We start from the raw sequence: 25,545 nt of genomic DNA on the forward strand, positions 1-25,545 counted from the left end.
GATTGATTTGATTGCGTTCCATGCATCGAACGCCGCGCTCCTGCAACGGCCTCACGCGGCTTCCTGCGGCGCCTGCTTCGACCCGCCGCCCAGCGCCACGATCTGCGCCTCGTCGTAGCCCAGATCGCGCAGCACTTGTGCGGTGTGCTCGCCGATCTTCGCGATCGGTTGACGTGGCTGCAGACGCGCGCCATCCAGTGAAATCGGCAGTAAAGGCATGCCGGTTTCGCTGCCGTCATCGAGCGTGAGTCGAGCAAGACCACCGCTCTGGTTCAGATGCGGATCGTCGAACAGCTCTTCGGGTTTCGTGATCGACGCGAACGGAATGTGGTCGCGCTCGAACTGGGGCGCGAGCGCCGCGCCTTCGAACTGGCTCAGCGTTTCGCCGAGTGTCTTCAACAGCCATTCGCGCGCCAGCACGCGATCGTTGTTGCTGGTGAGGCGCGGGTCGGCCAGCAGATCCGCGCGGCCGAGAATCGCGCACAGCGCGCGCCACTGTCCGTCGCCGGTCGCGGCGATGAACATCTGCTCGTTGTTGGCGAGCGTGAACACGTCGTACACTGCCCATGCGCTGATGCGCTCGGGCATCGGCGCCGCGGGCACGCCGGTCGCGGCGAACTGCTGCATGTGCTGCGCGGACAGCAGCACGCAGTTCTCGAACAGCGCGCTCTGCACTTCCTTGCCGCGTCCGCTCGCATGCCGTTCGTGCAAGGCGGCGAGCACGCCGATCGCGCCGAACATGCCGCCCATGATGTCGTTGACCGAACTGCCCGCGCGCAGCGGACGGCCCACCGGCCCGGTCATGTAGGCGAGGCCGGCCATCATCTGCACGACTTCGTCGAGCGCGAGACGATGTTCGTACGGACCGTTCAGGAAGCCCTTGTGCGAGACGTAGATGAGCTTCGGATTGCGTTCGCGCAACGTCGCGTAGTCGAGACCGAGGCTCGCCATGCGGCCCGGTTTGAAGTTTTCGACGAACACGTCCGCGGTATCGACCAGCTTGTGCAGCGCGGCCAGTCCCGCTTCGCTATCGAGGTCGAGCGCCACGCTCTTCTTGTTGCGATTGAAGGTGCGGAAAAAACCCGCGCCGGTGCCGAGCAAACGGCGCGTACCGTCGCCGCGCGGCGGTTCGACCTTGATCACTTCGGCGCCGAGATCGCCGAGAATCATCCCGCAGGTCGGGCCCATCACCATATGCGACAACTCGATCACACGAATGCCCGCGAGCGGCAGCGCGCCTGGCTGCGGCAAAGAAGTGGAAGTAGAGGAAAGCGGATTCATTGCAGTACCTGCGAGTCGAAGGATTCGAAAGTTTGACGGGCGGCGCTGAACTGCTTCGGCAAGCCGGCGCGCGCCAGATAGCCGTACAGCGGTTCGCCGGGCAAAGCGTCGGCGAGCACGGCGCGCGACGCGAGCAGAAGGTCGAGGTCGATGCCGGTCGTGTAGCCCATGCTGTCGAGCATGAACACGAGGTCTTCGGTGTTGACGTTGCCGGTCGCGCCCGGCGCATGCGGACAGCCGCCGAGTCCGGCCAGCGACGCGTCGAATTCGCGGATGCCGTGTTGCAGCGCGACCAGTGTGTTGGCGAGACCGAGGCCACGTGTGTCGTGGAAATGCAGCGAGCGCAGCCTGCCGCCCGCGACGTTGCGCACCAGTTCGATGATCTCGCCGACCTGGCGCGGCGTCGCTTCGCCGGTGGTGTCGCCGAGTGCGATCACATCGGCGCCTGCTTGCACCGCGGCGCCGGCGATCGCGGCGATATCCGCGTACGGCACCGCGCCTTGCAGCGTGCAGCCGAACACCGTCGATAACCCGGCGATCAGTTCGACGCGCCGCGCGCCCGCTTTCGACGCGCTGTCGATCAACTCGCGCATCGCCGCGAACGCATCGATCATTTCCACCGGCGTCTTGCGCACGTTCGCGAGGCTATGCGCAGCGCTCACCGAAATCGGCGCGACGACCCGATGCACGCCGCATTCGAGCGCTCGTTGCGCGCCCTTCAGATTCGGCACCAGCGCCGTGACGACCAGATCGTCGTAGGTGAGCGCGTGGGCGATGACTTCGTCGGCGTCGGCCATCTGCGGCAGCAGCTTCGCCGGCACGAAGGACGCGACTTCCATATGGCGCACGCCGGCAGCATACGCGGCGTCGATCCAGCGCCGTTTGAACGCGGTGGGCATCGTGCGGGCGATGCTTTGCAGACCGTCTCGCATACCGACTTCGGTCACGACGACGCGCTCCTGGGTGTCACTCATGGTCTTGAATCCCGGTCTTGAATGCGGCGGAGAATGAGGGGAATGAAGCAACTGAGTGACAGCGTGCCCGCGCATCGACGCGCGGCAAAGTCTGCGTTGGCGACGTACTCCATCGCCGCTCGCGATGGCGGCTCAGGCAGGCCGGACGGGCGTGAGCCGTCGCAAAGGGGAAACCCTTAAGGGCTTTTCAGAGGGAGGAGAGCAGGCAGATCGCGGCCGGGTTTCAGCTCAGACGCTCAGCCCGCGTTCAGCAGATGATCGAGCAGATGTGACGCCGCGAGCGTGAGCGCCTGACGGTCGCGCATGCAAATCACGAAGCGCCGTTCGGCCCAGGCTTCGCTCAAGGGCACGGCCATGATGCCGTATTCGTCGGCGGCGTGACGCGGCAGCGCTTCGCGCGGCAGGATCGCGACGGCGAGGCCGGCCTGGATGAAACGATAGGCGGCGTCGAACGTCGATACGTAGGTGCGATAGTTGAGTTCACGGCCCTTCTCTACCGCGATGCGCTGCATCAGTGCATTCACCGAGGCGTTCGACGAGAGTCCGAGGTGGTCGAACGCCAGCGTCTGCTCGAAGCTGACCGCGCCCTCGCCCGCGAGCGGATGGTCGCGCGGCACGATCAGCGCGAGATGATCGGCGCGATAGGGCAGCGCGTCGAGACTGCCCATCGGCACGACATCGCGGCAAATGCCGAGATCGGCGACGCCTTCTTCCAGCCCTCGAACGATCTCCGCGCTCACGCGCTCTTCGACGTCCACGCGAATTCGCGGGTTCGCCTTTAGAAACGCCGAGAGCGCCTCGGGCAGAAACTCCACCATCGACGACACGTTTGCCAGCACCCGCACATGGCCGCGCGCGCCGGCCGCGTATTCACTGAGTTCGGCTTGCAGGCGTTCGTGGCCGCGCATGATGAGCCGCGCATGCCGCAGCAGCGCCTCGCCGGCGGCGGTCGCGCGCACGCCGCGCTGGCTGCGCGAGAGCAACGCGACATCGACCAGCGCCTCGAGGTCCGCCAGCCGTTTGCTGACCGCCGACGGCGCGATGAACTCGCGTTCGGCCGCGCGCGCGATCGTGCCTTCCTCGCAGACGGCAATGAACAAGCGCAAGGTCACCTGATCGATCTGCCACATGAGCGGGCGTGCTCCCAAGGTCTGAAGTGGGAAAATTATGCCCGACGATGACGGCGGCCGAGACCATCTCAGGGTATCCACCGCGGAGGTTGCTTGGCTTGCTTGCGTTGCTTGGGCTGATTGAGCTGCTTTAACCCGCGATCATTCCCGCACTTGCCCGGCTTTTCCGGTCTGGCTATGCTGAGGGCCTTGCCGGCCGCGAGCCTGTGCGCAGCACGCGAATCGCGGCACGAACCAGAACAATCGACCAGAACCAGAGATAGCCATGTCCACCACCAGTCTCTTCCTCACCGCCGCAGGCGTCGGCCTCGCGATTGCCGCGCCGGTCGGCCCGATGGGCATGCTGTGCATCCGCCGCACGCTGACCGGCGGTCCGCGTGCCGGGCTAGCCATCGGTTTCGGCATCGCAACCGGCGACGCCGCTTACGGTCTGATCGCGGCACTCGGCCTCGTCAGCATCTCGCAGTTCATGCTCGCGTACGACCGGCCCTTGCATCTGCTCGCCGGATTGTTCCTGTTGTATCTGGGCGTGCGCACGCTACTGCAGAAAGCACCCGCCGACGCGTCGAACGGCGACAGCAACGGCAACGGCAAGCTCGCGCAAGTGGGCCGCGCCGGTGCGCTGCGCGCCTATGCGAGTTCATTGCTGCTCACGCTGACCAATCCGCAAACGGTCATCATGTTCGCGGCACTGTTCACGACGCTCGCCCCGCGCGGCGCGTTTTCATCGAGCATCGCGCTGACCACGGTTGGCGGCGTATTTTGCGGCTCGATCGCGTGGTGGTGTTTCCTCGTGACGGTGGTGTCGCTCGCGCGTCATGCGATCGGCAGCAAACTGCGCGTTGCCATCGACCGGATCGTCGGGTTCACGCTGGCGGCGTTCGGCGTCGTGGAAATTCGCCGGGCGCTTTGAGCAAGCGTCCGCGCACAGCACCACGTATTAGCGCTGCGGCTGGGTCGGCGGCTACGGTTGAGCTGAGGCCTCAGCCTCTGCCTCACGAGCGCCCGCGCAACGCCACGAGCACCACACCGCAGATCGCCAGCAAACCACCGCATAGCGTCGCGAGCCCCGGGCGTTCTCCGGTCAGCAGCGCGGACAAGACTGTCGCCACGGCCGGCGTCAGATAGAGAAAATTGGCCGCGCGCGCCGCGCCGAAATGGCCGAGCGCGAAGGTCCACGTCGCATAACCGAGCGTCGCGGGAAACACGCCGAGCACCAGCACCGCCTGCAGCGTCCCGCGCGGCGCACCGTCGAGCGAATGCACCGCGCCCGGCAACCAGGGCGTCAGCAGCAGCGCGCCGGCCATTAATGTGTAGGCGGTGCAGGTCAGCGCGCCGTAGACCGGAATCAGACGCCGCTGCAGCACGAAGTAACTCGCGGAACACAGCGCGGCGCCGAGAATCAGAGTGCTGCCCGCGCCGAGCGTCAGGCCGCCCGGCTGGCCGCGCGCAATCACGGCGATACCCGCCAGGCTTATCAGCGACCCGAGCCATCCCCAGCGGTTGAAACGCTCGCCGAGTACGACGGCCGCCAGCAGCGCAGTAAAAATCGGCAGCGTATTGACGATGAAACTCGCCGCGCCCGCGGCCACGGTCTTTTCACCGGTATTGAGCAGCGCGTTGTAGAGCGCGATGCCGAGAAAACCGCACAACGCGAAGCGCAGGCCATCGGGCCATGTCGGCAGACGCGGGCGCCGGTAGGCGAGCCACGCGAGCACCAGCAGCGCCGCAGTAGCGAATCGCGCGGACGCCAGTTGCAAAGGCGGCAAGCCCTGCAAGCCGATCCGAATGAATGGAAAAGCGGATGCCCACGACACAATCGTGAAAGCGACCGCACCTGCCGCCAACAGCGGCTGACGCGCAAAGCGCGAGGGACGAGGCGAAGTGAGTGTGTTCATGCCGCGATCGTGCCTCGGTATGAGCTGCTAAGCTAGAACACAAATGAACACCGTGATGTGAATATGGCTCACACCTCGCCACACGCCGCGTCCGCGCGGCCGCCGCTCGCCAGCCTCGAAACCGTCTGCCACGTGGCCCGCGAAGGCTCGTTCCTCGCCGCTGCGGAAGCCGCCGGACTCACGCACGGCGCGATCAGCCGGCGAGTCGCGGCGGTAGAAAACTGGCTCGGCATGACATTGTTCGAACGCCATGCCCGCGGCGTGCGGCTGACACCGGACGGGCAGCGTTTTGTTGGGCGGATCGAGCAGGCTTTCGGCATTATCGACAGCGCTGCGGACCAGTGGCGTTCGCCGCGCAGCCCGCAACTGGTCAAGCTGAGCGTGGTGCCCGCGTTCGCCAAGCTGTGGTTCTTCGAGCGCCAGGCGACGTTCGAAAGCGAGGCGCCGGCGCTGCGCATTCAACTCGACATCGATCACCGCAACGCGGACATCGTCAGCGGCGACGCGGATCTGGCCATTCGCTACGGGCGCGGCAACTGGCGTCATCTGGAGGTCAAGCCGTTCCTGCCGGAGAAGCTGTATCCGGTGGCGCATCCCGCACTGGCCGCGCAACTGGCGAAGCAGCGGCATAAGCGCGGCGACGCGGCGCTGCTCGACGTGCCGCTGCTGCACGACTCGGACGTGACAGGCTGGCGCGCATGGTTCGATGCGCTGGACATACCATTGAAGCCTCGCGCGCAGGACCGGCGCTTCGAAGACTACACGCTGGTGCTGGCCGCCGCGGAAGCGGGACTCGGCGTGGCGCTGGCACGCGTGCCGCTCGCCGACGCCTATCTGCAGCGCAGCGGCCTCGTACGCGTGAGCCGCCATGAAGTCGCCTCGCCGCTGACCTACTACTTCGTGCATGCGAAAGGCGAAAACCGGCCCGAAGTCCTCGCGCTGATCGATCGTATGCAGGCCGCGCAGCGCACCGCTTCATACGCAAACGCGGCAGTTTTGCGACAATAGCGGCTTTCGCCGCGCCGCGGCGGCCTTTGCGCCGCCCTCCATCGACTGTCGAAGGCCGGCGCGCCGGCCTTGCCGCCTCTAACCCGTCCAACCCACCCGACCGCCAGCGGTCCGCTCAATGGCACTTCCCCACATCGATCTGCTGTACTCCGTCTCCGGCCTGTTCGTCGGCTTTCTGGTCGGACTGACGGGCGTCGGCGGCGGCTCGCTGATGACGCCGATCCTGGTCCTGCTGTTCAATGTGCATCCGGCCACCGCGGTCGGCACCGACCTGCTGTACGCGGCGGCCACCAAGGCCACCGGCACGCTCGTGCACGGCCTGAAGGGCTCCGTCGACTGGCAGATCACCCTGCGCCTCGCCGCCGGCAGCGTGCCGGCCGCCACGATCACGCTGATCCTGCTGCATCGTTATGGCATGGACACGCCGGGCGCGAGCCGGCTGATCCAGGTCGTGCTCGGCGCGGCGTTGCTGGTGACGGCGGTGGCGCTGGTGTTTCGTCCGCAACTCGCGGCGCTCGGCGCGCGCAAACAGCGCACGCCGCGTCAGGGACGCACGCTCGCGCTGACCATGCTGACCGGCGCGGTGCTCGGCGTGCTGGTGTCGCTGACTTCGGTCGGGGCGGGCGCGATCGGCGTGACGGTGCTGTTGCTGCTGTATCCGCTTTTACCGACCACGCGCATTGTCGGATCGGACATCGCGCACGCGGTGCCGCTCACCCTGCTGGCGGGCGCCGGCCATTGGCTGCTGGGCTCGATCGACTGGTCGATGCTGCTGTCGTTGCTGGTGGGATCGCTGCCGGGCATCGCGATCGGCAGCTATCTGTCCTCGCGCGCGCCGGACGCGCTGCTGCGCAACCTGCTCGCCGCCACGCTCACACTGGTCGGCGTACGCCTCGTGCTGGCCTGAAACCGCCCTAAGGATATCGACGCACGGCGGCGCGAACGTCCAGCGGCTACTTGAAGAACCGGCAGGTCAGATCGGCCTCGAACTGCCGGATCCATTGACCGTGACGATCGTGATAGGACTGCGCCCAGCCGCCGCGCCGCACGGTGACGAGGCGCTCGTGCGCTTCATCGCTCGGATCCGCGCAGGCACTGATGTCGAAATGGACCGGTGCAAAACCGTGCCGCGCGCACACCAGTTCGAAAGCCGCCCGATCGCCGATGGGCAGATCGGTATAGCGCAAAAGCGAGGTGTCCATGACGTTGACTCCGGTTCCTTACGCATCACAGTACGCTTTGCAACGCGTCAGCAGTGTGTCACAGCGCACAGACGGACCGTGGCCGCGCCGCCGTCCCATTCGAAACGGCTGAGCCCCATCATCGCCGCTTCAATAATCGCCAAATAAATAAAAAAAGGCTCCGGTTTTTTGCCGGAACCCTGGTGCACGCCTGCATCACGATGGCGCATGACGACGTGAGCCGTCCGCGCCAGGTGTCGCAGCCTGCTTACTGCTGCACAACGGTCAGCTTATTCGACACCGACGTCACGCCGGCGACGCCCTTGGCCGCCTGGCCGGCAGCGTCGATCTGGCCTTGGTCAGGCACCGAACCCGTGAGGGTCACCGCGCCGCCACGAGCACGCACGGCGATGTTCGACACATCGACGCCTTGTGTCTTGGCCAGCGCGCTACGCACCTTGCGGCCCAGCTGGCTGTTCGCCTTCTTGGTCGACTTGGCGCTGGCAGCCGGCGCGGCGGTCGTGCCGGTTGCCGTTGCGTCGCTTGCCTGAGCGTACACATTGCACGCCACCACCATTGCCACAACCGAGCCCAGCGTTTTCAGAAAACCGACCGATTTCATAGCTTTTCTTCTCCTTAGCTTCACATTGGACCGCATATACAAGCGGCTTCGTTACGACTACCGGCAGCCATGCTGGGCGCGCACGACAAGGCGCGGCCGAGCAACGGCCGACTAGGGCTGTAACACGATGTGCGAGAGGCGAGAGAGGCCGGTTGCCGTTGCCGCCTGCGATGACCGATGACGGGCATGCAGTGCGGTACGAAACCGGCAAGCCGCGAAGTCCGCCGACGCGCCCGGTTCTTGTGTGTCGTGCCGGGTCGCGCCGCGCAAACATCTGTTCGCGGCAGCGATGCACAATTTAATCTAGCCGGGCCAGAAGCGCAAAGGGTTTAGTCGGGTTTAGTCACACTGGAGATGCGAATCGCGTCAGACGCGCGGGCTGTCACGCCACGTTCACGATTTGTTACGGGTTTGTCGTCGCTGGCCGCCGCCGCGCGTTCCGCCGTGCGGTGAATCTCAGGTACCATCGGCGCGACGCAAGCTGCCGCGCGGCTTGCGTGCCCTTCGCGGCAGCCTGGCCACAAGCCGCGCGTGCTTCGCACCGCTTGGCGCGCGGCGGAGCGCCGTTCCTGTTCACTTTCGACCGTAGCCCGTCACGTCATCCGATGAAGCCAGCCTCCGGCCGCAAAAGCCCTCCCCGTCTCGTCGCCCGTTTCGTCGCGATCTCCTGGCGCGATCTCGCGGTCTCGTTCGGGCCGATCCTGCTGATCGCCGCCGTCGGGATCTGGGTCGCCGTGCGGCTGATCCAGCCCGCGCCGCCCAGCACGCTGACCATCAGCGCCGGCCCCGAAGGCAGCACCTTCTGGACCGCAGCGCAAAAGTACAAGGCGATTCTGGCGCGCAACCGCATCACGCTGAACGTGCTGTCGTCGGAAGGCTCGCTGCAGAATCTCAAGCGGCTGTCTGATCCGAAGTCCGGCGTCGATGTCGCCTTCGTGCAGGACGGCGTCGCGCCCGGCGCGGCGGCCGACGGGCTGATGTCGCTCGGCAGCGTGGCCTATGTGCCGCTCGCGATCTTCTATCACGGGCCGACCGTCACGCGGCTCTCCGAGTTCAAGGGCCAGCGGCTCGCAGTCGGCGCCGAAGGCAGCGGCACGCGCGAACTGGCGCTCGCGCTGCTCAAGGCGAACGGCATCGTGCCGGGCGGCGCAACCAAACTCCTGCCGCTTTCGGGCGACGACGCCGCCGAAGCACTCGTCTCCGGCAAGGTCGACGCGGCGTTCCTCGCCGGCGATTCGGCGCAACCCGCGGTGATGGGCAAGCTCTACCGCACGCCGAACGTGCAGTTCTACGATTTTTCGCAAGCCGATGCCTACACGCGCCGCTTTCCCTACCTGACGCAACTCGAAATGCCGATGGGCGCGTTCGACCTCGGCAAGAACCTGCCGTCCGCGCCGATTCATATGGTGGCGCCGACCGCCGAGCTGGTGGCGCGCGACTCGCTGCATCCCGCGCTTTCCGACCTGCTGATCGAAGCCGCGCGCGAGGTGCACGGCAAGGCGAACATCATGCAGCGCGCTGGCGAATTCCCCGCACCGCTCGCCCACGATTTCCCGGTCAGCGACGACGCCGCGCGCTACTACAAGTCCGGCAAGAGCTTCCTCTACCGCATCCTGCCGTTCTGGCTCGCGAGTCTCGCTGACCGCCTGCTGGTGGTCGTGGTGCCGCTGATCGTGTTGCTGGTGCCGGCGTTGCGTCTGGTGCCGTCGCTGTATGCGTGGCGGGTGAAATCGCGCATCTATCGCTGGTACGGCGCGCTGATCGCGATCGAACGCAGCGCGCTCAGCGACCATTCGCCCGCCGAGCGCGCGTCGCTGATCGAGCGGCTCGACGCGATCGAGGAATCGGTCAACGGTCTGAAGATGCCGCTCGCCTATGCGGATCAGTTCTACGTGCTGCGCGAGCATATCGGCTTCGTGCGCCAGCGGCTCATGCAGGCCCGAGACGCCCAGCGCGACGACGCCGCCAACGAAGCGGAAGGCGCGGAGAACGGATCGGACGAAGCAGGCGCCGGACCCACGCCGCCCGCCGCGAACGAAGCGGCTGAAATCGGCGAAACGCGCGACGACCACGACGCGAAACCATATTGACGGGTGCAAGCCGCGGCTGCACCGCGTAAGATCATTACAAATCCGACGGTGCAGCAGACGCGCCGTGCGGAACCGGCAATTCGGGAGACATTTATGACCGTTGGCATCGACGCCAGGCAACCGCTGTGGTTCTACGACTTTGTCTCGCCGTTTACCTACCTGTTGCTGGAGCAACACGACAAATGGCCAGGCTTCGACTTCGTGTTCACGCCGGTCGTACTGAATGATCTGTATCGTCACTGGGGACAGCGGCCGGCTTACGGCGTGCCCTCGAAACGCACCTTCCTGTACCGGCACGCGCTGTTTCGCGCGGAGCAACTCGGCATTCCGTACAAGATGCCGCCGGCGCATCCGTTCGATTCCATGAAGCCGTTGCTGCTCGCCACCGCGGCGAATGGCGACATCAACTTCGTGCGCGAGATTTTCCGATTCATCTGGCGTGAAGGCCGCGATCCGTCCACTGACGAAGCCTTTGCCGAGTTGTGCGACCGCGTCGGTATGCCCGACGGTCCGGAAATCATCAGAAGCGCAGCCGTGCTGGCGCAATTGCAGCGCAACACGGCGGATGCGATCGGCCTCGGCGTGTACGGCGTGCCGACCTTCTTTCTGAACGATCAATTGTTCTGGGGTGAGGACGCGTTGCCCATGGTGCTGTATTGCGCGCGCACGCCGAACTGGCTCGAATCGAGAGAAGTCAAACGGATCAGTTCGCTGCCGTCGGGGCTTGCGGACATTCAACCGTAGGCGATACGTAAGCGTAAAGCGGGCAAAACGCGCGCCGCATGGCGCTTGCGCGGGTCGATTGCAGGTCGATAGCGGCAAAACAGCCTTGCTGATGCCGGTCATACCGTGCCCGCTATGCCGCTACACCGCAAACGGGCCTAAGGTTATGACCTTCGCGCCGTGCGCGTTGGCGCTGCGCTCTCACGAGACTCTCGCGGGCGGCTCCGTACGACGCCTTATCGAATGATCCGTTTGCCCCGCCTCGCTTAAATCATGGACGACACCGCCGCCTCCCTCGATATCTGGCTCGTGCGCGTGCTGCGCACGCTGCTGGTCGAGCGCAGCGTCACGCAGACCGCGTTGCGTCTGAATCAGACCCAGCCTGCCATCAGCACCGCGCTGCGCAAACTGCGCGAGACGCTGAACGACCCGATCCTCGTGCGCGGCAAGTCGGGCATGGTGCCGACCGAATACGGCGAATCGCTGCTGGCTTCCGCGCAGCGCGTGCTGCGCGAAGTCGATTTCGTCGCGACACCGCATGGCGACTTCGATCCCGGCCGCTCGCGCCGTACGTTTCGCGTGGCCGCGCCGGATTATCTGAACGACTTCTTCATGCCGACGGTGATCGCGCAGTTTCGCGAGGCGGCGCCGCACGCGCGGCTTGAGATCGATTCGTTGAGCCCGATGCTCGATCATTCGGCCGCGCTCGATGCCGGCGAACTCGATCTGGTGATCGGCAACTGGCCGAAGCCCGAGCCGCGCTTCGAGCGCAGCGATCTGTTCTCCGACACGGTCGTGTGCATGATGCGCGCCGATCATCCGCTGACGCGCATGCCGTTGACGCGCGAGGCGTATCTCGCCGCGCCGCATCTGGCGCCGACGGCGTATAGCGGCGCGAGCAGCGGCGCCATCGACATTGGTTTCGCGCGGGCGCGCGCCGAGCGCCGTATCGTCGCCACGCTGCCCTACTTCGGACTGGTGCCGCAAACGCTGCTGCAATCCGATCTGATCTTCACGACCACGCGCCGCTTTGCGATGCACTACGCGGACATGCTGCCGCTCGCGGTGGTCGATGTGCCGATTCCGTTTCCGCGCATCAAGTGCTATCAGTTGTGGCATCCGCAGCCGGACCGGCCGAGCGATGTCGGCTGGCTGCGTACGCTGATGTCCGAGGTGTCGGATACGCTGGTCGCGCAGAAGGTGCGGCGCGCGAAACGGGCGCCCAAAAAGGAAACGTCAGCCGCGATGGGCTGACGTTTGGGTTTGCAGTGCGATCGGCCGCGGTTGAACGCCTTCGTCTTGATCGACTTCTAGCTATCAGACACTCGCGCAGAGCTGCTGCGTTGCGAGCTGCGCCACGACCTGCCGCGTACGAATCTGCAGCAACTCCGCGCACACCGCCACGGCGATCGCCGAAGGCGCCTTATCGACGATACCGGCTACGCCGATCGGACACGTCATCTCCACCAGCCGGTCCAGATCCACGCCACGATCGAGCAAACGACGCTCGAATTTCACGCGCTTCGTCTTTGAACCGATCATGCCGAAGTAGGTGAAATCGCGCCGCCGCATGATGCGTGCGGCGAGCGAGAAATCGAGCGCGTGATTGTGCGTCATCACGAGAAAGTACGCGCCGGGCGGCGCCGTATCGACGATCGCGTCCGGCGTGTCGGTCGCTTCGATCTGCACGTTGGCGGGCGTTTCGTCGGGGAACAGTTCGTCGCGCTCGTCGACCCACTGGACGACGCACGGCAAGCTGCCGAGCAGCTTGATGAGCGCGTGCCCGACGTGCCCCGCGCCGAACAGCACGATATGCATCGGCGCCGGACGCGGCGTCTGCACGGCGCTGCGTCGGCCGATCTGAACGGATGAAAAATCGTTCATGGCGATCACTCCAGTGAGTGTGTTGTTCACGCGCTTCTTTCCCGGCTCATTGCTACGCTGGTTGCCGCGGTGTTGCGGTTGCGGCCCGCACCGCGCCGACCGCCTTGAGGATTTCCTCGCTGGTCGCGGGCGCATTCAGCGGCGGATTGACCTTGTGGTCACCCACGGCCGACACTGCATCGCGCACGGCGAAGAACACCGAGAACGGCAGCAGCAGCGGTGGCTCGCCGGTCGCCTTCGAGCGATGGATGCTGTCCTCCGCGTTGCGGTTCTTGAAAAGACGCACGCGGAAGTCGGGCGGCGTATCGTTGACGGTCGGAATCTTGTAGGTGGACGGCGCATGCGTCATCAACTTGCCGCCGGCGTTCCACCACAGTTCTTCGGTCGTGAGCCAGCCCATGCCTTGAATGAAAGCGCCTTCCACCTGGCCGACGTCGAGCGCCGGATTCAACGAAGCGCCCACGTCGTGCAACGCGTCCGCGCGCAGCACGCGCATTTCGCCGGTCAGCGTGTCGATCACCACTTCCGATACGGCCGCGCCGTACGAGTAGTAGTAGAACGGCCGGCCTTGCAGCTTCGATTGATCCCAGTAGAGCTTCGGCGTCGCGTAGAAACCGTCCGACCAGAGCTGAATACGCGCGACGTAAGCCTTCGCGATCACTTCTTCGAACGGCACGATCGCGTCGCCGACCACGACTCGGTCATGCACGAAGCGCACTTCCGACGCGCTCACCTGCCCCGCGCCGAAACGCTCGGCGGCAAACGCCGACAGACGTTCGCGCAACTGACGCGCGGCGTCCTGCGCGGCCTTGCCGTTCAGATCGGAACCCGTCGAGGCCGCCGTCGCCGACGTATTGGCGATCTTGCTGGTGTCGGTGGCCGTGACGCGAATGCGGTTGAAGCCAATGCCCAGTTCATGCGCGACGACCTGCGCGACCTTCGTGTTCAAGCCCTGGCCCATTTCGGTGCCACCGTGGTTCACCAGCACCGAACCGTCGGTGTAGATGTGAACCAGCGCGCCGGCCTGGTTGAAGTGAGTCACGTTGAACGCGATGCCGAACTTGACCGGCGTGAGCGCCATGCCCTTCTTCAGTATTTCGTTATTCGCGTTGAACTCGTTGATCGCCGCGCGACGCGCGCGGTATTCGCTGGTCGCTTCGAGTTCGTCGATCAACTCGTGAATCACGTTGTCTTCGACGATCTGACCGTACGGCGTCTGGTTACGCTCCGTCTTGCCATACAGATTGCGGCGGCGCACGTCGAGCGAATCTTCACCGACCGAGCGCGCGACGTTGTCCATGATGTATTCGATCGCGAACGCGCCTTGCGGACCGCCGAAACCGCGGAACGCCGTATTCGACTGCGTGTTGGTCTTGCCGCAGAAGCCGTCGATCGTGACGTCCGAGAGCCAGTACGCGTTGTCGAAGTGGCACAGCGCGCGCGTCATCACCGGACCGGACAGGTCGGCGGAGAAGCCGCAACGCGAGGTCATGTCGACCGTCACGCCGTCGATCACGCCCTTGTCGTCGTAGCCGACTTCATACGTGTAGTGGAAGTCGTGGCGCTTGCCCGTGACCATCATGTCGTCGTCGCGGTCCGGACGCAGTTTCACCGGGCACAGCAGCTTCCATGCGGCGAGCGCCGCGCAGCACGCGAACAGACCCGATTGCGATTCCTTGCCGCCGAAACCGCCACCCATGCGGCGGCATTCGATCAGCACGTTGTGCGATGCCACGCCCAACGCGTGCGCGACCATGTGCTGCATTTCGGTCGGGTGTTGCGTCGAACAGTAGACATGCATGCCGTCGTCGTCCTTTGGCACCGCGTACGAAATCTGACCTTCCAGATAGAACTGTTCCTGACCGCCGAGCAACATTTCGCCGGCTTCGCGACGCGCGGCGCGGGCGATCTTGGTGTCCGCCTCGCCGCGCGCGAGTTTCATCGGCGGCAGCACGTGCTGGTTCGCGGCGCGCGCCTGCTGCGCGGTCAGAATCGCCGGCAGTTCCTCGTAGACGACTTCGGCGCGGCGCGCGGCGAGACGTGCGGTTTCATGCGACGTCGCGACCACGATGAAGATCGGCTGGCCGATGTATTGCACGAGACCGTCGGCGAGAATCGGATCGTCGCCGTGGATGATCGGACCAACGTCGTTGACGCCCGGAATGTCGTCGGCGGTGAAGATCGCGACCACGCCCGGCGTGGCGCGCACCTTGTCGAGCGACATCGAGACGATCTTCGCATGCGCTTTCGAGGACAGGCCGAGCGCGGCGTGCAGCGTGCCGGCGAGCGTCGGAATGTCGTCGGTGTACGTGGCGCGGCCGCTCACGTGCAGATGCGCGGACTCGTGCGGACGCGAGATGTGCACCTGGGTGAAGTCGTCGAGATCCTGAAGGTCTTTCAGGAACGGTTCGGCTTGCTGATTCATCGTTGTGTTCTCCGTATCCTTTGGGCTTCTACTTAGACGGCGGCCGGCGCACAGGCCGCGGCGACCGCGCGCACATCCAGCGCGCTCCTGGGCAGCGGATTGTTCGGACGCGTTTCGAGCCAGAAACGGTACAGCGTGTTCTTCGCCGATTCGAGGCGGTAGTTGCTGGTCGCGCGCATGTCCGACAGCGGCGCGTAGTCGTTGCCGAGCGCGAGCATCGCGGCCTGCGCGGTGGCTTCGTGCCATTCGGCGTCGCGCAACACGGCTTCCGCATGCGTCGCGCGCTTGGACGTGGCAGCCATGCCGCCGAACGCGATGCGCGGCTCGCGGATCAGGTTGCCGTCGGCGATGAAGGCGAACGCGGCGCACACCGCCGAGATGTCCGAATCGAAGCGCTTCGAGAGTTTGTAAGTGCGGAACTGCAGGTTCTGACGCACGCCGGTGCGCGTCGGCACTTTCAGTCCGACGACGAACTCGTGCTCCGCCATGTCCTTCTTCTGATACGCGAGGTACAAGTCTTCGAGCGGCATTTCGCGCTCGATCTCGCCGCCGCGCACGATCACGCGCGCGCCGAGGGCGATCAGGCCCGGCATCGAATCGCCGATCGGCGAACCGTTGGCGATATTGCCGCCGAGCGTGCCGGCGTTACGAATCGGCAGCGACGCGAAACGCTGCCACATCTCGTTCAGTTCGGGGTATTGCTTCGCGATTTCCGCGTAGGCCTTTTCGACGCTCACGCCCGCGCCGATCTCGATCCATTCGTCGTTGGTCTCGAGCTTCTGCAATTCGGCGATCTGCCCGACATACACGATGTTGCCGAGATCGCGCATCATCTTGGTGACCCACAAGCCGATGTCCGTGCTGCCGGCGAGAATACGCGTGGCCGGTTCGGCTTCCTTGATCTTTGCGAGCGCTTCGACCGTACGCGGCGCAGCGAACTGCTGGCCGGCGTGCTGGTAGTGGAAAGTGTCCTTACGTTCGAGCGTGGCGAGCGTTTTCGACAATGCTTCGATGTTGACCGGCGCTTTCGGCGCGGGCGCTTCGAACATGCGCACCGCCGCGTCGACAATCGGACGATAGCCCGTGCAGCGGCACAGATTGCCGGTCAGCGCGTTGCTGATCGCGTCACGCGACGGCACGCTCTTGTTCGCGCAGCTATGTTCGTGGCCGTGCTTTTCGTACAGCGACCACATCGACATGACGAAGCCCGGCGTGCAGAAACCGCACTGCGAGCCGTGGCACTCCACCATCGCTTCCTGCACGGGATGCAGCGAGCCGTCCGGTTGGCGCAGGTCTTCGACGGTGTAGAGCGCTTTGCCGTCGAGCGTCGGCACGAACTGGATGCAGGCGTTGACCGCCTTGAAGTCGACGCCGCCCGCCTCGTTGCGCTCGCCGATCACGACCGTGCACGCGCCGCAATCGCCTTCGGCGCAGCCTTCCTTGGTGCCGGTGCAATGCGCGTCTTCGCGCAGATATTGCAGGACGGTGCGAGTGACGGGCGCGTCCTTGATCTCGCGGATCGCGTTGCGGTGGTAGAAGCGAATCGGCTCAGTCATGTCTCGTTACTCTCGAATGTTCTGTGTCCGTTGGGACGTGCAGCAGTGATGGTTCGAAAACTATCACCGTCAATAAATACAACCCATAGCTCGGGTCGCATGCGGGACATATCCGCGAAAAGATATCGAGATGGGTTTGGGGAAGGGTTGGCTTATGGTGGTTGGGGTATTTGACCGTATTTTTGTCTTTTTTGTTGATTATTTGCCAGTTTGGGGAGAACAGTTTTGACGCACCCACCCCAAAAAGTGACCTCTGACGAGGCTAAAACGGACCGCTATAAGGTCCCGGCACCGGGTTTTTGTTAGACGAATTATTAAGCAAGTCCTGCAAGAGAATCGGTTCCATGGGAAAATCACGCCTTCCCGCCGATTTCAAGTCTCGTTTTCCCCATGTCCACCGACTCAGCGACACCTCGCAGCGAATTTGCGACGACCATGCAGATCATTCCGGTCGTCTTTTTCACGTTTCTTTGCTATCTGACGATCGGAATTCCGCTGGCGGTACTGCCGGGCTACGTCCACGACGACCTGGGTTACAGCGCCGTGCTGGCGGGTGCGGCGATCAGCGTGCAATACCTGGCGACGTTGGCGTCGCGGCCGCTGGCCGGCCGTTCTGCGGATACGTTGGGGCCGAAGCGGACCGTGTCGATCGGTTTGCTGGGTTGTGGCGCAAGCGGGGTTCTGTTGTTGCTGGCTGTGCTGTGCGGACGCTGGCCGGTGTTGAGCCTCGGCCTCCTGGTATGCAGCCGTCTCGTGCTGGGGTTCGGTGAGAGCCTGTGCGGCACGGGGGCGATTCTTTGGGGTATCGGCCGGGTGGGCACGAGCAACAATGCGCGAGTGATTTCTTGGAATGGCATCGCCACTTACGGCGCGCTGGCAGTCGGCGCGCCGCTGGGCGTGGCGATCGAGCACACGGTCGGGTTTGCAGCGTTGGGAATTCTGGTCATTCTGCTGGCGGCGCTTGGTTTTTACCTGGCTCGTCCGATGGCGCCTGTGCCGATCGTGCATGGCGAGCGCATGTCGTATCGCAGCGTGTTCACGCGGGTGCTGCCGCATGGGATCGGGTTGGCGCTTGGCTCGGCCGGATTTGGGTCGATTGCTACTTTCATCACGCTGTTTTATGCGGCTAAGCATTGGCCCAATGCGGCGTTGTCGTTGACGGTGTTCGGGACCCTGTTCATCGGGGCCCGGTTGTTGTTTGCCAATACGATCAAGACCTACGGTGGATTTCGCGTCGCGATTGCTTCGTTTTCGTTTGAATGCGCCGGGTTGTTGATGTTGTGGTTGGCGCCTGAGCCGCATATTGCGCTGGCTGGTGCAGCTTTAACCGGATTTGGGTTTGCTTTGGTGTTTCCGGCTCTCGGGGTCGAGGCTGTTGGGCTCGTGCCGCCGGCCAGTCGGGGGGCGGCTTTGTCGGCTTATTCCGTGTTTCTGGATCTTTCTCTCGGGATTACCGGGCCGTTGGCTGGGTATATTGCCGGCGAGTTTGGGTATGGGTCGGTGTTTCTTTTTGCGGCTGTTGCCGCTGCCGCGGGTGTGGGGCTTTCTACTTTGCTCTATTTGCGCAATGCCAAGGTGAATAATTTGCCTGCGGCGCTTTGAGTCTGGATGCGTTGTGGTACTGGAGCTTTGGCCTTTCCTTGAGTTCACGGTGGTCTATTAGCGTTGCCCCTGTGCCGGGCAATGCTCTCAACTTAAGCCCCATCCCATCAAGCGAGTTTGTGCGCAAGATGGACATGGGGCTTCGCTTTTTTCTGGGTGGCGGATCACTGCAAGCACCCGATTGAGGTTGTCCAGATAGCGCCGGATACGCAGAAGGCACGCGCCGAGGATGAGCTTGAGCGCGCCGAGCAGGCAAAGAAGAATCTACCTCCCCCCCGACAACCCCCTCTCCAAAGCCGCGACCCCCGCCGGCAAATCAACCTTAACCCCCAGATCCACCATAGTCCTCCCAAGCGCGTGCACAGTGCGAAAGAGGTTATGTTCCCGACACTGCTCTCCCATCTGTCCCACGCGAACGATAGGCAATCCAAAAGACCCCGAAATCTCCACCTGATGCATCCGCGAAATATGCGAGCACACATCTGCCGGACTGAACCCTTCGGGCACCTCGATGCCAACAACAGAATTCAGCCGGCACGCGTCAGGCGTATACAACCGCAGCCCCATCGCCGCGACCCCATCCTGCAGCGCCAACGAACACTTCAAATGCCGCGCAAACCGCTTCTCCAGCGTCTCGGCACAAACAAGCCGCAAAGCTTCGTGTAAAGCCAAAACGCCAGAAACAGGCGCCGTATAGTGATACCCCGCGTTGTGCCAAAAATTCTCCGCAAGCGTCGCATCCAGGCACCAATGCGCATTCGGCGCCGTGCGCCCTTTCACGCGCTCCCACGCCGCATCCGAAAACGCGATCAACGACACACCGGGAATCGACGACAACCCCTTCTGCCCACCCGTAATAACGGCATCGATCCCCCAGGCATCCATCTCCAAAGGCATCGTACTCAAGGTACAAACCGCATCGACGATCACCAACGCGCCCGCGGCTTTCGCCAACGCGGCAATCTCCTTCAGGTGATAATTCCACACCGTATTCGACGTCTCGCCCTGCACCACCGTCACGATCTCCGGACGCTCGCGTCGAATTGCCTCGGCAATCTCTTCGAGACTCGCCACCGAGCGGTCGGCAACATCGAGCGTGCTCACCCGCGCGCCGACGCGCCGGCCCATCTCCGCCATCCGTTCGCTGAAGAAACCGTTCCTGATGGACAGCACACGCGTGCCTTCCCACGCGAGGTTCGAGATCGCCATCTCCATCGCGGCCGATCCAGGCCCGGCCACGCCCAGCACCCATTTCGAATTCGTCTGGAACACATAGCGCGCCATCGACTTCACCTGCCCAATCACCTTCACCATGGTGCCACCCAGATGATTGATCACGATCGCGTTGGCCTTGGCCACCGCCGCGGGAATCGGCACGGGGCCGGCGCCCATCATCAGGAGCGGCTCTTCGGGAAGAATGGCGTCGAGCGACTGGACAACCGGACAGGGCACTGCGGAAGATGCAGATGTGAATGATGAAGTCGGCATGATGATTGGTACGTGAATGTCAGGACGCAAAGGAGCAAACGGCCCCGCCAGCATTGACGCTGGCGAGGCCGCCTGTTCGATCATTCACCGATCCGCGCGATTGCGCAAGTTTTTTGACTATGCTTGACCGCACAACACGGCGGACAATCCCGTCACTTCACCTTGGTCTTATCAAGCTTCTTGCCCGTGGACGCATTGAAACGCTCGACATAATCTTCGATCAGCTTGCGCAGGGCGCGGCCGATCTGCCGGTAGTCGGACTCGTTCAGATTGGCCAGCGAGACGCGCCCCGACGGATGCTGGGTGCCGAAGCCGCGGCCCGGCAGCAGCACCACCCGCGCTTCGCGCGCGAGACGGAACAGCAGTTCGGAAGGCTGCGTGTTCTTCAGTAGCCACTCGACGAACTCGCGCCCGAACATCCGCTCGCCGAGGAATTCGATGTCGAGAATGGTGTAGTAATCGACCTGATTCGGATCGTCGTCCTCGAACGAAATGCCGACCTCTTCATAGAGCGCCTGCTTGCGCTTGCGAATCAGCCGCTTCAACGCGTTCTTGTACGCGTCCGGCGTGTCCATCAGCGAGAACAGCGAAAACAGCACCATCTGCACCTGCTGCGGCGTCGACAGGCCCGCCGTGTGATTCAGCGCGACGGTGCGGCTGTCGGCCACCAGGCGGTCGATGAACTTGAGCTTGTCCGGCTCCGTCGTGATCGACTCGTAACGCTCGTGCAACTGCTTCTTCGCGTCCTTCGGCAGTTCAGCGATCAACCTGTCGAGCACGTTGTCGCGATGCGTCGCGATCGTGCCGAGACGCCAGCCGGTCGCGCCGAAGTACTTCGAGTACGAGTACACGAGAATGGTGTTCTTGGGCGCGAGCGCGAACAGCGACACAAAGTTATCGGCAAAGGTGCCGTACACGTCATCGGTCAGCAGGATCAGATCGGGCCGTTCCTTGACGATGTCGGCAATGTACTGAAGGCTCGCGTCGTCGATCTTCACCGAAGGCGGATTGCTAGGGTTCACCAGGAAGAACGCCTTCACCTTCGGATCGCGCAGCTTGTCGAGTTCCTTCTTCGAATACTGCCAGCCGTTGGCCACGTCGGCTTCGAGATTCACGACGTTCAACTGGTAGTCGTTCAGGCGCGGAATCTCGATGTACGGCGTGAAGATCGGCATGCCGAGCGCGATCGTGTCGCCGGCCTTGATCAGGTGGTTCTCGCGCATCGTGTTGAAGATGTACGTCATCGCCGCCGTGCCGCCTTCCACCGCGAACACGTCGAATTCGCCGACGAACGGATGGTCGCCGATCATCTCGCGCCGCAGATACTGGCCGACGATCAACTCGGACAGTTTGAGCATGCGGTCGGGCACCGGGTAGTTCGAAGCGAGAATGCCCTCGCACATTTCATACAGGAAGTCGCCGGCCGAATATCCCAACTGGTCGCGCACGTAAGACACCGCGCCGCGCAGGAAGTCGATGCCCGCCACGCCCTTGTTTTCGCGCAGGAACAGATCGAAGCGCTCTTCGAGGCCGTCGCGTCGCGGAAAGCCGCCCACGCCTTCCGGCATGTAGGCGAACGAGCGCTCCGATTCGCGCATCGCAAAGAGGCCGAGTTGCCAGAAGCCGTGGCGCGGAATCGTCGCGAGAAAATTCGGATTGCCGCGGCCGGCGTTGAGCATCGATGCGTTGGCGGGCCGCTCCACGGCGCCGCCGCCGGCGGCCTTGATCAATTCGTCCTTCAGCTCGAACGGGCTGAGCGCGGCCATACCTGCTTGTGCCATATCCGAGTGTTTCTTGTCGCCCTTCTCTTTTGCCATGATGCGTTCTCCTGAGCCAAGTGAAAGACGCCGGCGTGGCGGATGATCGCCCGATAAGCGCCGGCGTGAGAGATCGATAGACGCCCGCGCTAGACGAGCCCGACCACGAGCGGGCCGAGCAGCGTCAACGCGACGTTCGCGATGGCGTACGTAATCGCGAACGGCACGGTCGGCACGGCGCTTTCCGCCTTGTCGAGCACGCCGCCGAATGCCGGATTCGCGCTGCGCGAGCCGGTCAGCGCGCCGGCCAGGATGGCCGCGTTGTTGTACTTCAGCACGTAGCGGCCGAACAGCATGGTGAGCAGCAGCGGAAACAACGTGACGAACACGCCGAGCAGGAAGATCGTCATGCCGCTCTGCTTGACGGTGACCACGGCCTGCAAGCCGGAGTTCAGCCCGACCACCGCGACGAAAGCCGCGAGGCCGAAGTCCTTCAGCAACTGCGAGGCCGCCGTCGGCATCACGCCGTACATCGGGTGCTTGCCGCGCATCCAGCCGAACAGCAGCCCGGCCAGCAGACAGCCGCCGCCCGAACCGAGCGTGAGCGGAATGCCGCCCACGTCGATGACGATCAGTCCGATCAGCAAGCCCAGCACGATGCCGACGCCCATATAGATGAAGTCGGTCTTGATGCTGTACGGCAGCTCGTAGCCGGCTGCGTCGACGGCGCGCTTGGTGTCTTTCGGCGAACCGTAGAAGGTGATCACGTCGCCGTGTTCCAGCTTGGTCTCCGGCAGAATCGGCAGCGGCTGGCCGGCGCGCGATATGCCCTGGATGTAAACGCCGTGGCGCATATCACGATCCAGCACTTCCCGCGCGGCGGCGATCGTTGTGTGGTTCATGCCTTTGCGTGTGAACACGGCTTCGCGTGTCTGCATGACCACGCCGATGTCTTCGACCGCGGCAACTTCGCCGCCGCTCGCACCGAATGCGACCACAGCCTCGCGGCGGCCAACAACCAGCACCACGTCATCGGGCTTCAACACCAGATCGGGCGTTGGATCGAGTTGCTGCCCGTCACGCTTGATCCGCTCGATCGTCAGCATATCCTGATGTTGCGTCTCGACGGTCTTCACCGTTTTCCCGGCGCTGACATCGATCTTGTACGCTCGGCCGACCATCTCGGGCAACGCGGAAAGCTGTCCCGGCGCGATGGACGGCGCACCGGAGGACAACTCCCGTTCCGCCTGGATCGAGGCGTCGCGCAAACTCTGCCCCATGAACTTGGGCAGAATGTTCACGCACACGATGATCGCGCCCAGCGAGCCGAACACGTAGGTCACCGCGTAGGCAATCGCCACGTCTGATTGCAGCGACTTGACCTGATCGGCAGGCAGGCCGAGACGCGCGATCGCGTCGCCCGCCGTGCCGATAATCGCCGACTGCGTCAGCGCGCCGCCCGCGAGTCCGGCGGCGAGGCCCTTGTTCAGGTGGAACAGCTTCGCGCACACCACCACGGTGATCAGCGCGGTGACCGCCAGGAAGACGGCCATCGCAATCTCACGCAGCGTCTTGCGGTTCAGCGAATTGAAGAAGCCCGGACCGGAGTCGTAGCCGACGGCGTAGATGAAGACGGCGAACATCACCGACTTCACACCGTTGTCGATGGTCACGCCCGCCTGGCTAATGACGACCGCGGCCAGCAGCGACCCGCCCACGCCGCCCAACTGAAACTTGCCGAAGTTGATCTGCCCGATGAAGTAGCCGGCTGCGAGCGACAGAAACAGCGCGATCTCGGGTGATTTCTGAAAGATGTGATGTAGCCAGTCCATCGTGCCCTCGCTGGATAGTTTGCGATACTGAGTACTGGGTGCGGCCCGCGCATGCGAGGCGCAATCGTGTCGCGCGCCACATGCCGCCTGCCGCATCGACCGAACGTGGCATGGCGTGCCACGTCCGGCACATCTGCCGCCTAATGGAATTTCCCGGCGAGGCCGACAACCACCGGCCCCATCAGCGGCAACAGAATGTTCGAGAGTGCATAAGTGATCGTGTAGCCGATCACGGGAGTGGAGTTGCCGGTGACGCCCACCAGCGCGCTGATCGCGGGCGTGCTGCATTGCTGGCCGGCAATCGCGCCGAGCAGCATGGGCGCCTCGAGCCTGAGGAACATGCGGCCGATCCATAGCGACAGCAGACCCGGCACGAGCACCATCAGAATCCCGGCCACCGGCAACGCGAGACCGTATTCGCGCACCAGCTTGATGGCGTCCGGTCCCGCCGACAAACCCACTGCCGCGATGAAAGTGGCGAGACCAAAGTCCTTGAGGATCTGCGCGGCCGCCGAAGGCAGCGAACCGACCAGCGGATAACGCGAACGGATCCAGCCGAATAGCAGCCCCGACAGCAAACAACCGCCGCCCGTACCGAGCGCAACCGACACGCCGCCCACCCGTCCGCCGAGATGGCCGATCGCCATGCCGACCAGCACGCCCAGACCCAGATAGACAAAGTCGGTCTTCTGCGTCGCGACGAGCGCGTAGCCCAACCGCTTCGCGCCGCGCTCCACATCGGTTTTCGTGCCCACCAGCGTCAGCACGTCGCCGCGATTCAGTTCGGTGCCTGGCAGCGCCGGCACCGTGCTCTCGAGCCGCGTGACCGCCGCGATGTAGACGCCGCGTCCGTTTTCCGGCGTCGCCTGTTCGCGCACCTGCGCGATGGTCCGGCCGTGCAGGTCGCGGCGCGTCAGCACCACGTCGAGCTTCTCGGCGATCACGAGGCCGAAGTCGGTGCCGCTCACTTCGTCACCAAGCGCGGCCGCGGCCGCCACTATGGCTTCACGTCGCCCCGCCACGAGAATGACATCGCCAGGTGCGAGCGTCAGTTGCGGTTCGGCCGGTACGTCCAGGCCGTTGCGCCGCACGCGCTCGACCGTCAAATTGAAGCCGTACTGCTGTTCGAACGCCCGAATCGTCGCGCCAGCCGCCGTACCGGCGAGAAACGCGCGGCCCACCAGCGCCGGCGCGGCCGCGTGCTGTCCCTCGCCGAATGCGCCGTCGCCGCCGAGCTTGCGCCACACGCGCTCGGCTTCGTCGCGCAGATTGACGCGCAATAGCAGCGGTGCGAACTGGCTCGTAAAGAGCACGATGGTGATCAGGCCGAACAGGTAGCTCACGCTGTACGCGGTCACGATATTGGCCTGCAGGCGGACCGTTTCCGCGTCGCCGAAGCCGAGCTTGGCAATCGCCTCGGACGCCGTGCCGATCACGGCCGACTCCGTCGCCGCGCCGGCCAGCAGACCGGCCGCGGTACCGGCATCGAGCCGCATGATGGCCACCGCGATCATGATCAGCACCAGCACCGACACGATCTCGACTACCGACAGCAACCCGTAGCGCCAGCCGCGGCCGATGTTGGCGAAGAACTGCGGTCCGCCGGTAAAGCCCAGCGCGAAGATGAACAGCGCGAACGCGATGTTCTTCAGATCGGGGGCGATGCGCGCGCCCGTCTGGCCCAACAACAACGCAACGATCAACGTGCCGCACACGCCGCCGAGCTGAATGGGCCCGACGCGGAACGAACCAATGAAATATCCGATTGCAAGGCTTGCGAACAGCGCGATCTCCGGTTGAGACCTCAGCAATTCACCGATCATGTTGGCTCGCCGATTAACGGGTTTATTGGCAGGAAACCGAAAAATCGTTCGAGAAACTCGAATAAGTTTATTCGGTCCCCAGTATTACGCACGCATTACTCAATCGGCATAGCGAATGAGTGAAAACTTAATTTATGGCAAGGGGATGACGCGAGTTGCGCCCGGGATGATTTGCCGCACTGCAGCGGCGGGTATTGAAATAGTCATTCGATAGCTCGACTGTCACTCTTTCCTCGCGAAGTTGCCTAATGCCTTGAAAAGATATCGTCTG

At 64.0% G+C, this 25,545-nt stretch carries 21 protein-coding genes; 7 read left to right on the forward strand and 14 right to left on the reverse strand.

What is annotated here, in order from left to right; all coding sequences use genetic code 11:
* Positions 1-51: 51 nt before the first annotated feature.
* The 3 genes from ACQKRQ_RS07835 to ACQKRQ_RS07845 all read right to left on the reverse strand — a co-directional run bounded on the left by ACQKRQ_RS07835 (position 52) and on the right by ACQKRQ_RS07845 (position 3,385).
* Entirely contained in the window at positions 52-1,281 is a 1,230-nt protein-coding gene (locus ACQKRQ_RS07835; protein WP_427476246.1) for a CaiB/BaiF CoA transferase family protein, read from the reverse strand.
* The gene (locus ACQKRQ_RS07840) at positions 1,278-2,255 is read right to left on the reverse strand and encodes a hydroxymethylglutaryl-CoA lyase (protein WP_427476248.1); all 978 of its coding nucleotides are present in this window, start codon (positions 2,253-2,255) and stop codon (positions 1,278-1,280) included. Before ACQKRQ_RS07840 ends, ACQKRQ_RS07835 begins: the two co-directional genes overlap by 4 nt.
* A gap of 236 nt (positions 2,256-2,491) precedes the next feature.
* A complete protein-coding gene (locus ACQKRQ_RS07845; RefSeq protein WP_132375940.1) occupies positions 2,492-3,385 on the reverse strand; it encodes a LysR family transcriptional regulator in 894 nt (297 codons plus the stop codon).
* Positions 3,386-3,650: 265 nt separating this feature from the next.
* Between ACQKRQ_RS07845 and ACQKRQ_RS07850 the strand changes: the two genes are divergently transcribed.
* Positions 3,651-4,298, forward strand: a complete 648-nt coding sequence (locus tag ACQKRQ_RS07850; protein ID WP_132375941.1) for a LysE family translocator — start codon at positions 3,651-3,653, stop codon at positions 4,296-4,298.
* An 82-nt stretch (positions 4,299-4,380) separates the two neighbouring features.
* On the opposite strand, the gene ACQKRQ_RS07855 is transcribed toward ACQKRQ_RS07850, so the two are convergent.
* Positions 4,381-5,283 carry a DMT family transporter gene (locus ACQKRQ_RS07855; RefSeq protein ID WP_427476250.1) on the reverse strand — a complete coding sequence of 301 codons (903 nt, stop codon included), beginning with the start codon at positions 5,281-5,283 and terminating at the stop codon, positions 4,381-4,383.
* A 63-nt stretch (positions 5,284-5,346) separates the two neighbouring features.
* Between ACQKRQ_RS07855 and ACQKRQ_RS07860 the strand changes: the two genes are divergently transcribed.
* Both ACQKRQ_RS07860 and ACQKRQ_RS07865 read left to right on the forward strand, forming a co-directional pair.
* Complete coding sequence (locus ACQKRQ_RS07860) at positions 5,347-6,291, forward strand: LysR substrate-binding domain-containing protein (RefSeq protein ID WP_427476252.1); 945 nt, start codon at positions 5,347-5,349, stop codon at positions 6,289-6,291.
* 118 nt (positions 6,292-6,409) lie between these two features.
* On the forward strand, positions 6,410-7,198 hold the full coding sequence (locus ACQKRQ_RS07865) for a sulfite exporter TauE/SafE family protein (protein WP_132375944.1): 789 nt from the start codon (positions 6,410-6,412) through the stop codon (positions 7,196-7,198).
* Between the two features lie 46 nt (positions 7,199-7,244).
* Here ACQKRQ_RS07865 and ACQKRQ_RS07870 read toward each other — a convergent pair whose 3' ends face one another.
* Genes ACQKRQ_RS07870 through ACQKRQ_RS07880 form a run of 3 tightly spaced genes read right to left on the reverse strand, consistent with a single transcriptional unit; the run spans position 7,245 to position 8,094 of the window.
* Positions 7,245-7,493, reverse strand: a complete 249-nt coding sequence (locus ACQKRQ_RS07870) for a hypothetical protein (protein WP_132375945.1) — start codon at positions 7,491-7,493, stop codon at positions 7,245-7,247.
* A gap of 47 nt (positions 7,494-7,540) precedes the next feature.
* Positions 7,541-7,702, reverse strand: coding sequence for a hypothetical protein (locus ACQKRQ_RS07875; protein ID WP_427476254.1), 162 nt, complete (start codon positions 7,700-7,702; stop codon positions 7,541-7,543).
* 38 nt (positions 7,703-7,740) lie between these two features.
* The gene (locus ACQKRQ_RS07880; RefSeq protein ID WP_132375946.1) at positions 7,741-8,094 is read right to left on the reverse strand and encodes a BON domain-containing protein; all 354 of its coding nucleotides are present in this window, start codon (positions 8,092-8,094) and stop codon (positions 7,741-7,743) included.
* A 605-nt stretch (positions 8,095-8,699) separates the two neighbouring features.
* On the opposite strand from ACQKRQ_RS07880, the gene ACQKRQ_RS07885 reads away from it, so the two are divergent.
* The 3 genes from ACQKRQ_RS07885 (at position 8,700) to ACQKRQ_RS07895 (ending at position 12,161) form a co-directional block, all read left to right on the forward strand.
* Positions 8,700-10,184 (forward strand): TAXI family TRAP transporter solute-binding subunit, encoded by a 1,485-nt coding sequence (locus ACQKRQ_RS07885; RefSeq protein WP_427476256.1) that lies wholly within the window; start codon positions 8,700-8,702, stop codon positions 10,182-10,184.
* A 93-nt stretch (positions 10,185-10,277) separates the two neighbouring features.
* The gene (locus ACQKRQ_RS07890) at positions 10,278-10,928 is read left to right on the forward strand and encodes a 2-hydroxychromene-2-carboxylate isomerase (RefSeq protein WP_132375948.1); all 651 of its coding nucleotides are present in this window, start codon (positions 10,278-10,280) and stop codon (positions 10,926-10,928) included.
* Positions 10,929-11,180: 252 nt separating this feature from the next.
* Positions 11,181-12,161, forward strand: a complete 981-nt coding sequence (locus tag ACQKRQ_RS07895) for a LysR substrate-binding domain-containing protein (RefSeq protein WP_132375949.1) — start codon at positions 11,181-11,183, stop codon at positions 12,159-12,161.
* 63 nt (positions 12,162-12,224) lie between these two features.
* On the opposite strand, the gene xdhC is transcribed toward ACQKRQ_RS07895, so the two are convergent.
* From xdhC to xdhA, 3 genes are read right to left on the reverse strand one after another with little or no spacing between them, the layout of a single operon-like run.
* The gene (xdhC, locus tag ACQKRQ_RS07900; protein WP_408315457.1) at positions 12,225-12,791 is read right to left on the reverse strand and encodes a xanthine dehydrogenase accessory protein XdhC; all 567 of its coding nucleotides are present in this window, start codon (positions 12,789-12,791) and stop codon (positions 12,225-12,227) included.
* 52 nt (positions 12,792-12,843) lie between these two features.
* Positions 12,844-15,216, reverse strand: a complete 2,373-nt coding sequence (gene xdhB / locus ACQKRQ_RS07905; protein WP_132375951.1) for a xanthine dehydrogenase molybdopterin binding subunit — start codon at positions 15,214-15,216, stop codon at positions 12,844-12,846.
* 32 nt (positions 15,217-15,248) lie between these two features.
* Complete coding sequence (xdhA, locus tag ACQKRQ_RS07910) at positions 15,249-16,772, reverse strand: xanthine dehydrogenase small subunit (RefSeq protein ID WP_427476259.1); 1,524 nt, start codon at positions 16,770-16,772, stop codon at positions 15,249-15,251.
* Positions 16,773-17,162: 390 nt separating this feature from the next.
* On the opposite strand from xdhA, the gene ACQKRQ_RS07915 reads away from it, so the two are divergent.
* Complete coding sequence (locus ACQKRQ_RS07915) at positions 17,163-18,374, forward strand: MFS transporter (RefSeq protein WP_132375953.1); 1,212 nt, start codon at positions 17,163-17,165, stop codon at positions 18,372-18,374.
* 264 nt (positions 18,375-18,638) lie between these two features.
* On the opposite strand, the gene ACQKRQ_RS07920 is transcribed toward ACQKRQ_RS07915, so the two are convergent.
* The 4 genes from ACQKRQ_RS07920 to aspT (ACQKRQ_RS07935) form a co-directional block, all read right to left on the reverse strand.
* Entirely contained in the window at positions 18,639-19,862 is a 1,224-nt protein-coding gene (locus tag ACQKRQ_RS07920; RefSeq protein ID WP_427477146.1) for a pyridoxal-phosphate-dependent aminotransferase family protein, read from the reverse strand.
* Positions 19,863-20,014: 152 nt separating this feature from the next.
* Entirely contained in the window at positions 20,015-21,679 is a 1,665-nt protein-coding gene (locus ACQKRQ_RS07925) for a bifunctional aspartate transaminase/aspartate 4-decarboxylase (RefSeq protein ID WP_427476261.1), read from the reverse strand.
* Positions 21,680-21,768: 89 nt separating this feature from the next.
* Complete coding sequence (gene aspT, locus ACQKRQ_RS07930) at positions 21,769-23,451, reverse strand: aspartate-alanine antiporter (protein WP_427476262.1); 1,683 nt, start codon at positions 23,449-23,451, stop codon at positions 21,769-21,771.
* Positions 23,452-23,591: 140 nt separating this feature from the next.
* The gene (gene aspT / locus ACQKRQ_RS07935; protein WP_427476263.1) at positions 23,592-25,274 is read right to left on the reverse strand and encodes an aspartate-alanine antiporter; all 1,683 of its coding nucleotides are present in this window, start codon (positions 25,272-25,274) and stop codon (positions 23,592-23,594) included.
* Between the last annotated feature and the right edge of the window lie 271 nt (positions 25,275-25,545).

Source organism: Paraburkholderia sp. NPDC080076, assembly GCF_050281145.1.
Lineage (GTDB): Bacteria > Pseudomonadota > Gammaproteobacteria > Burkholderiales > Burkholderiaceae > Paraburkholderia.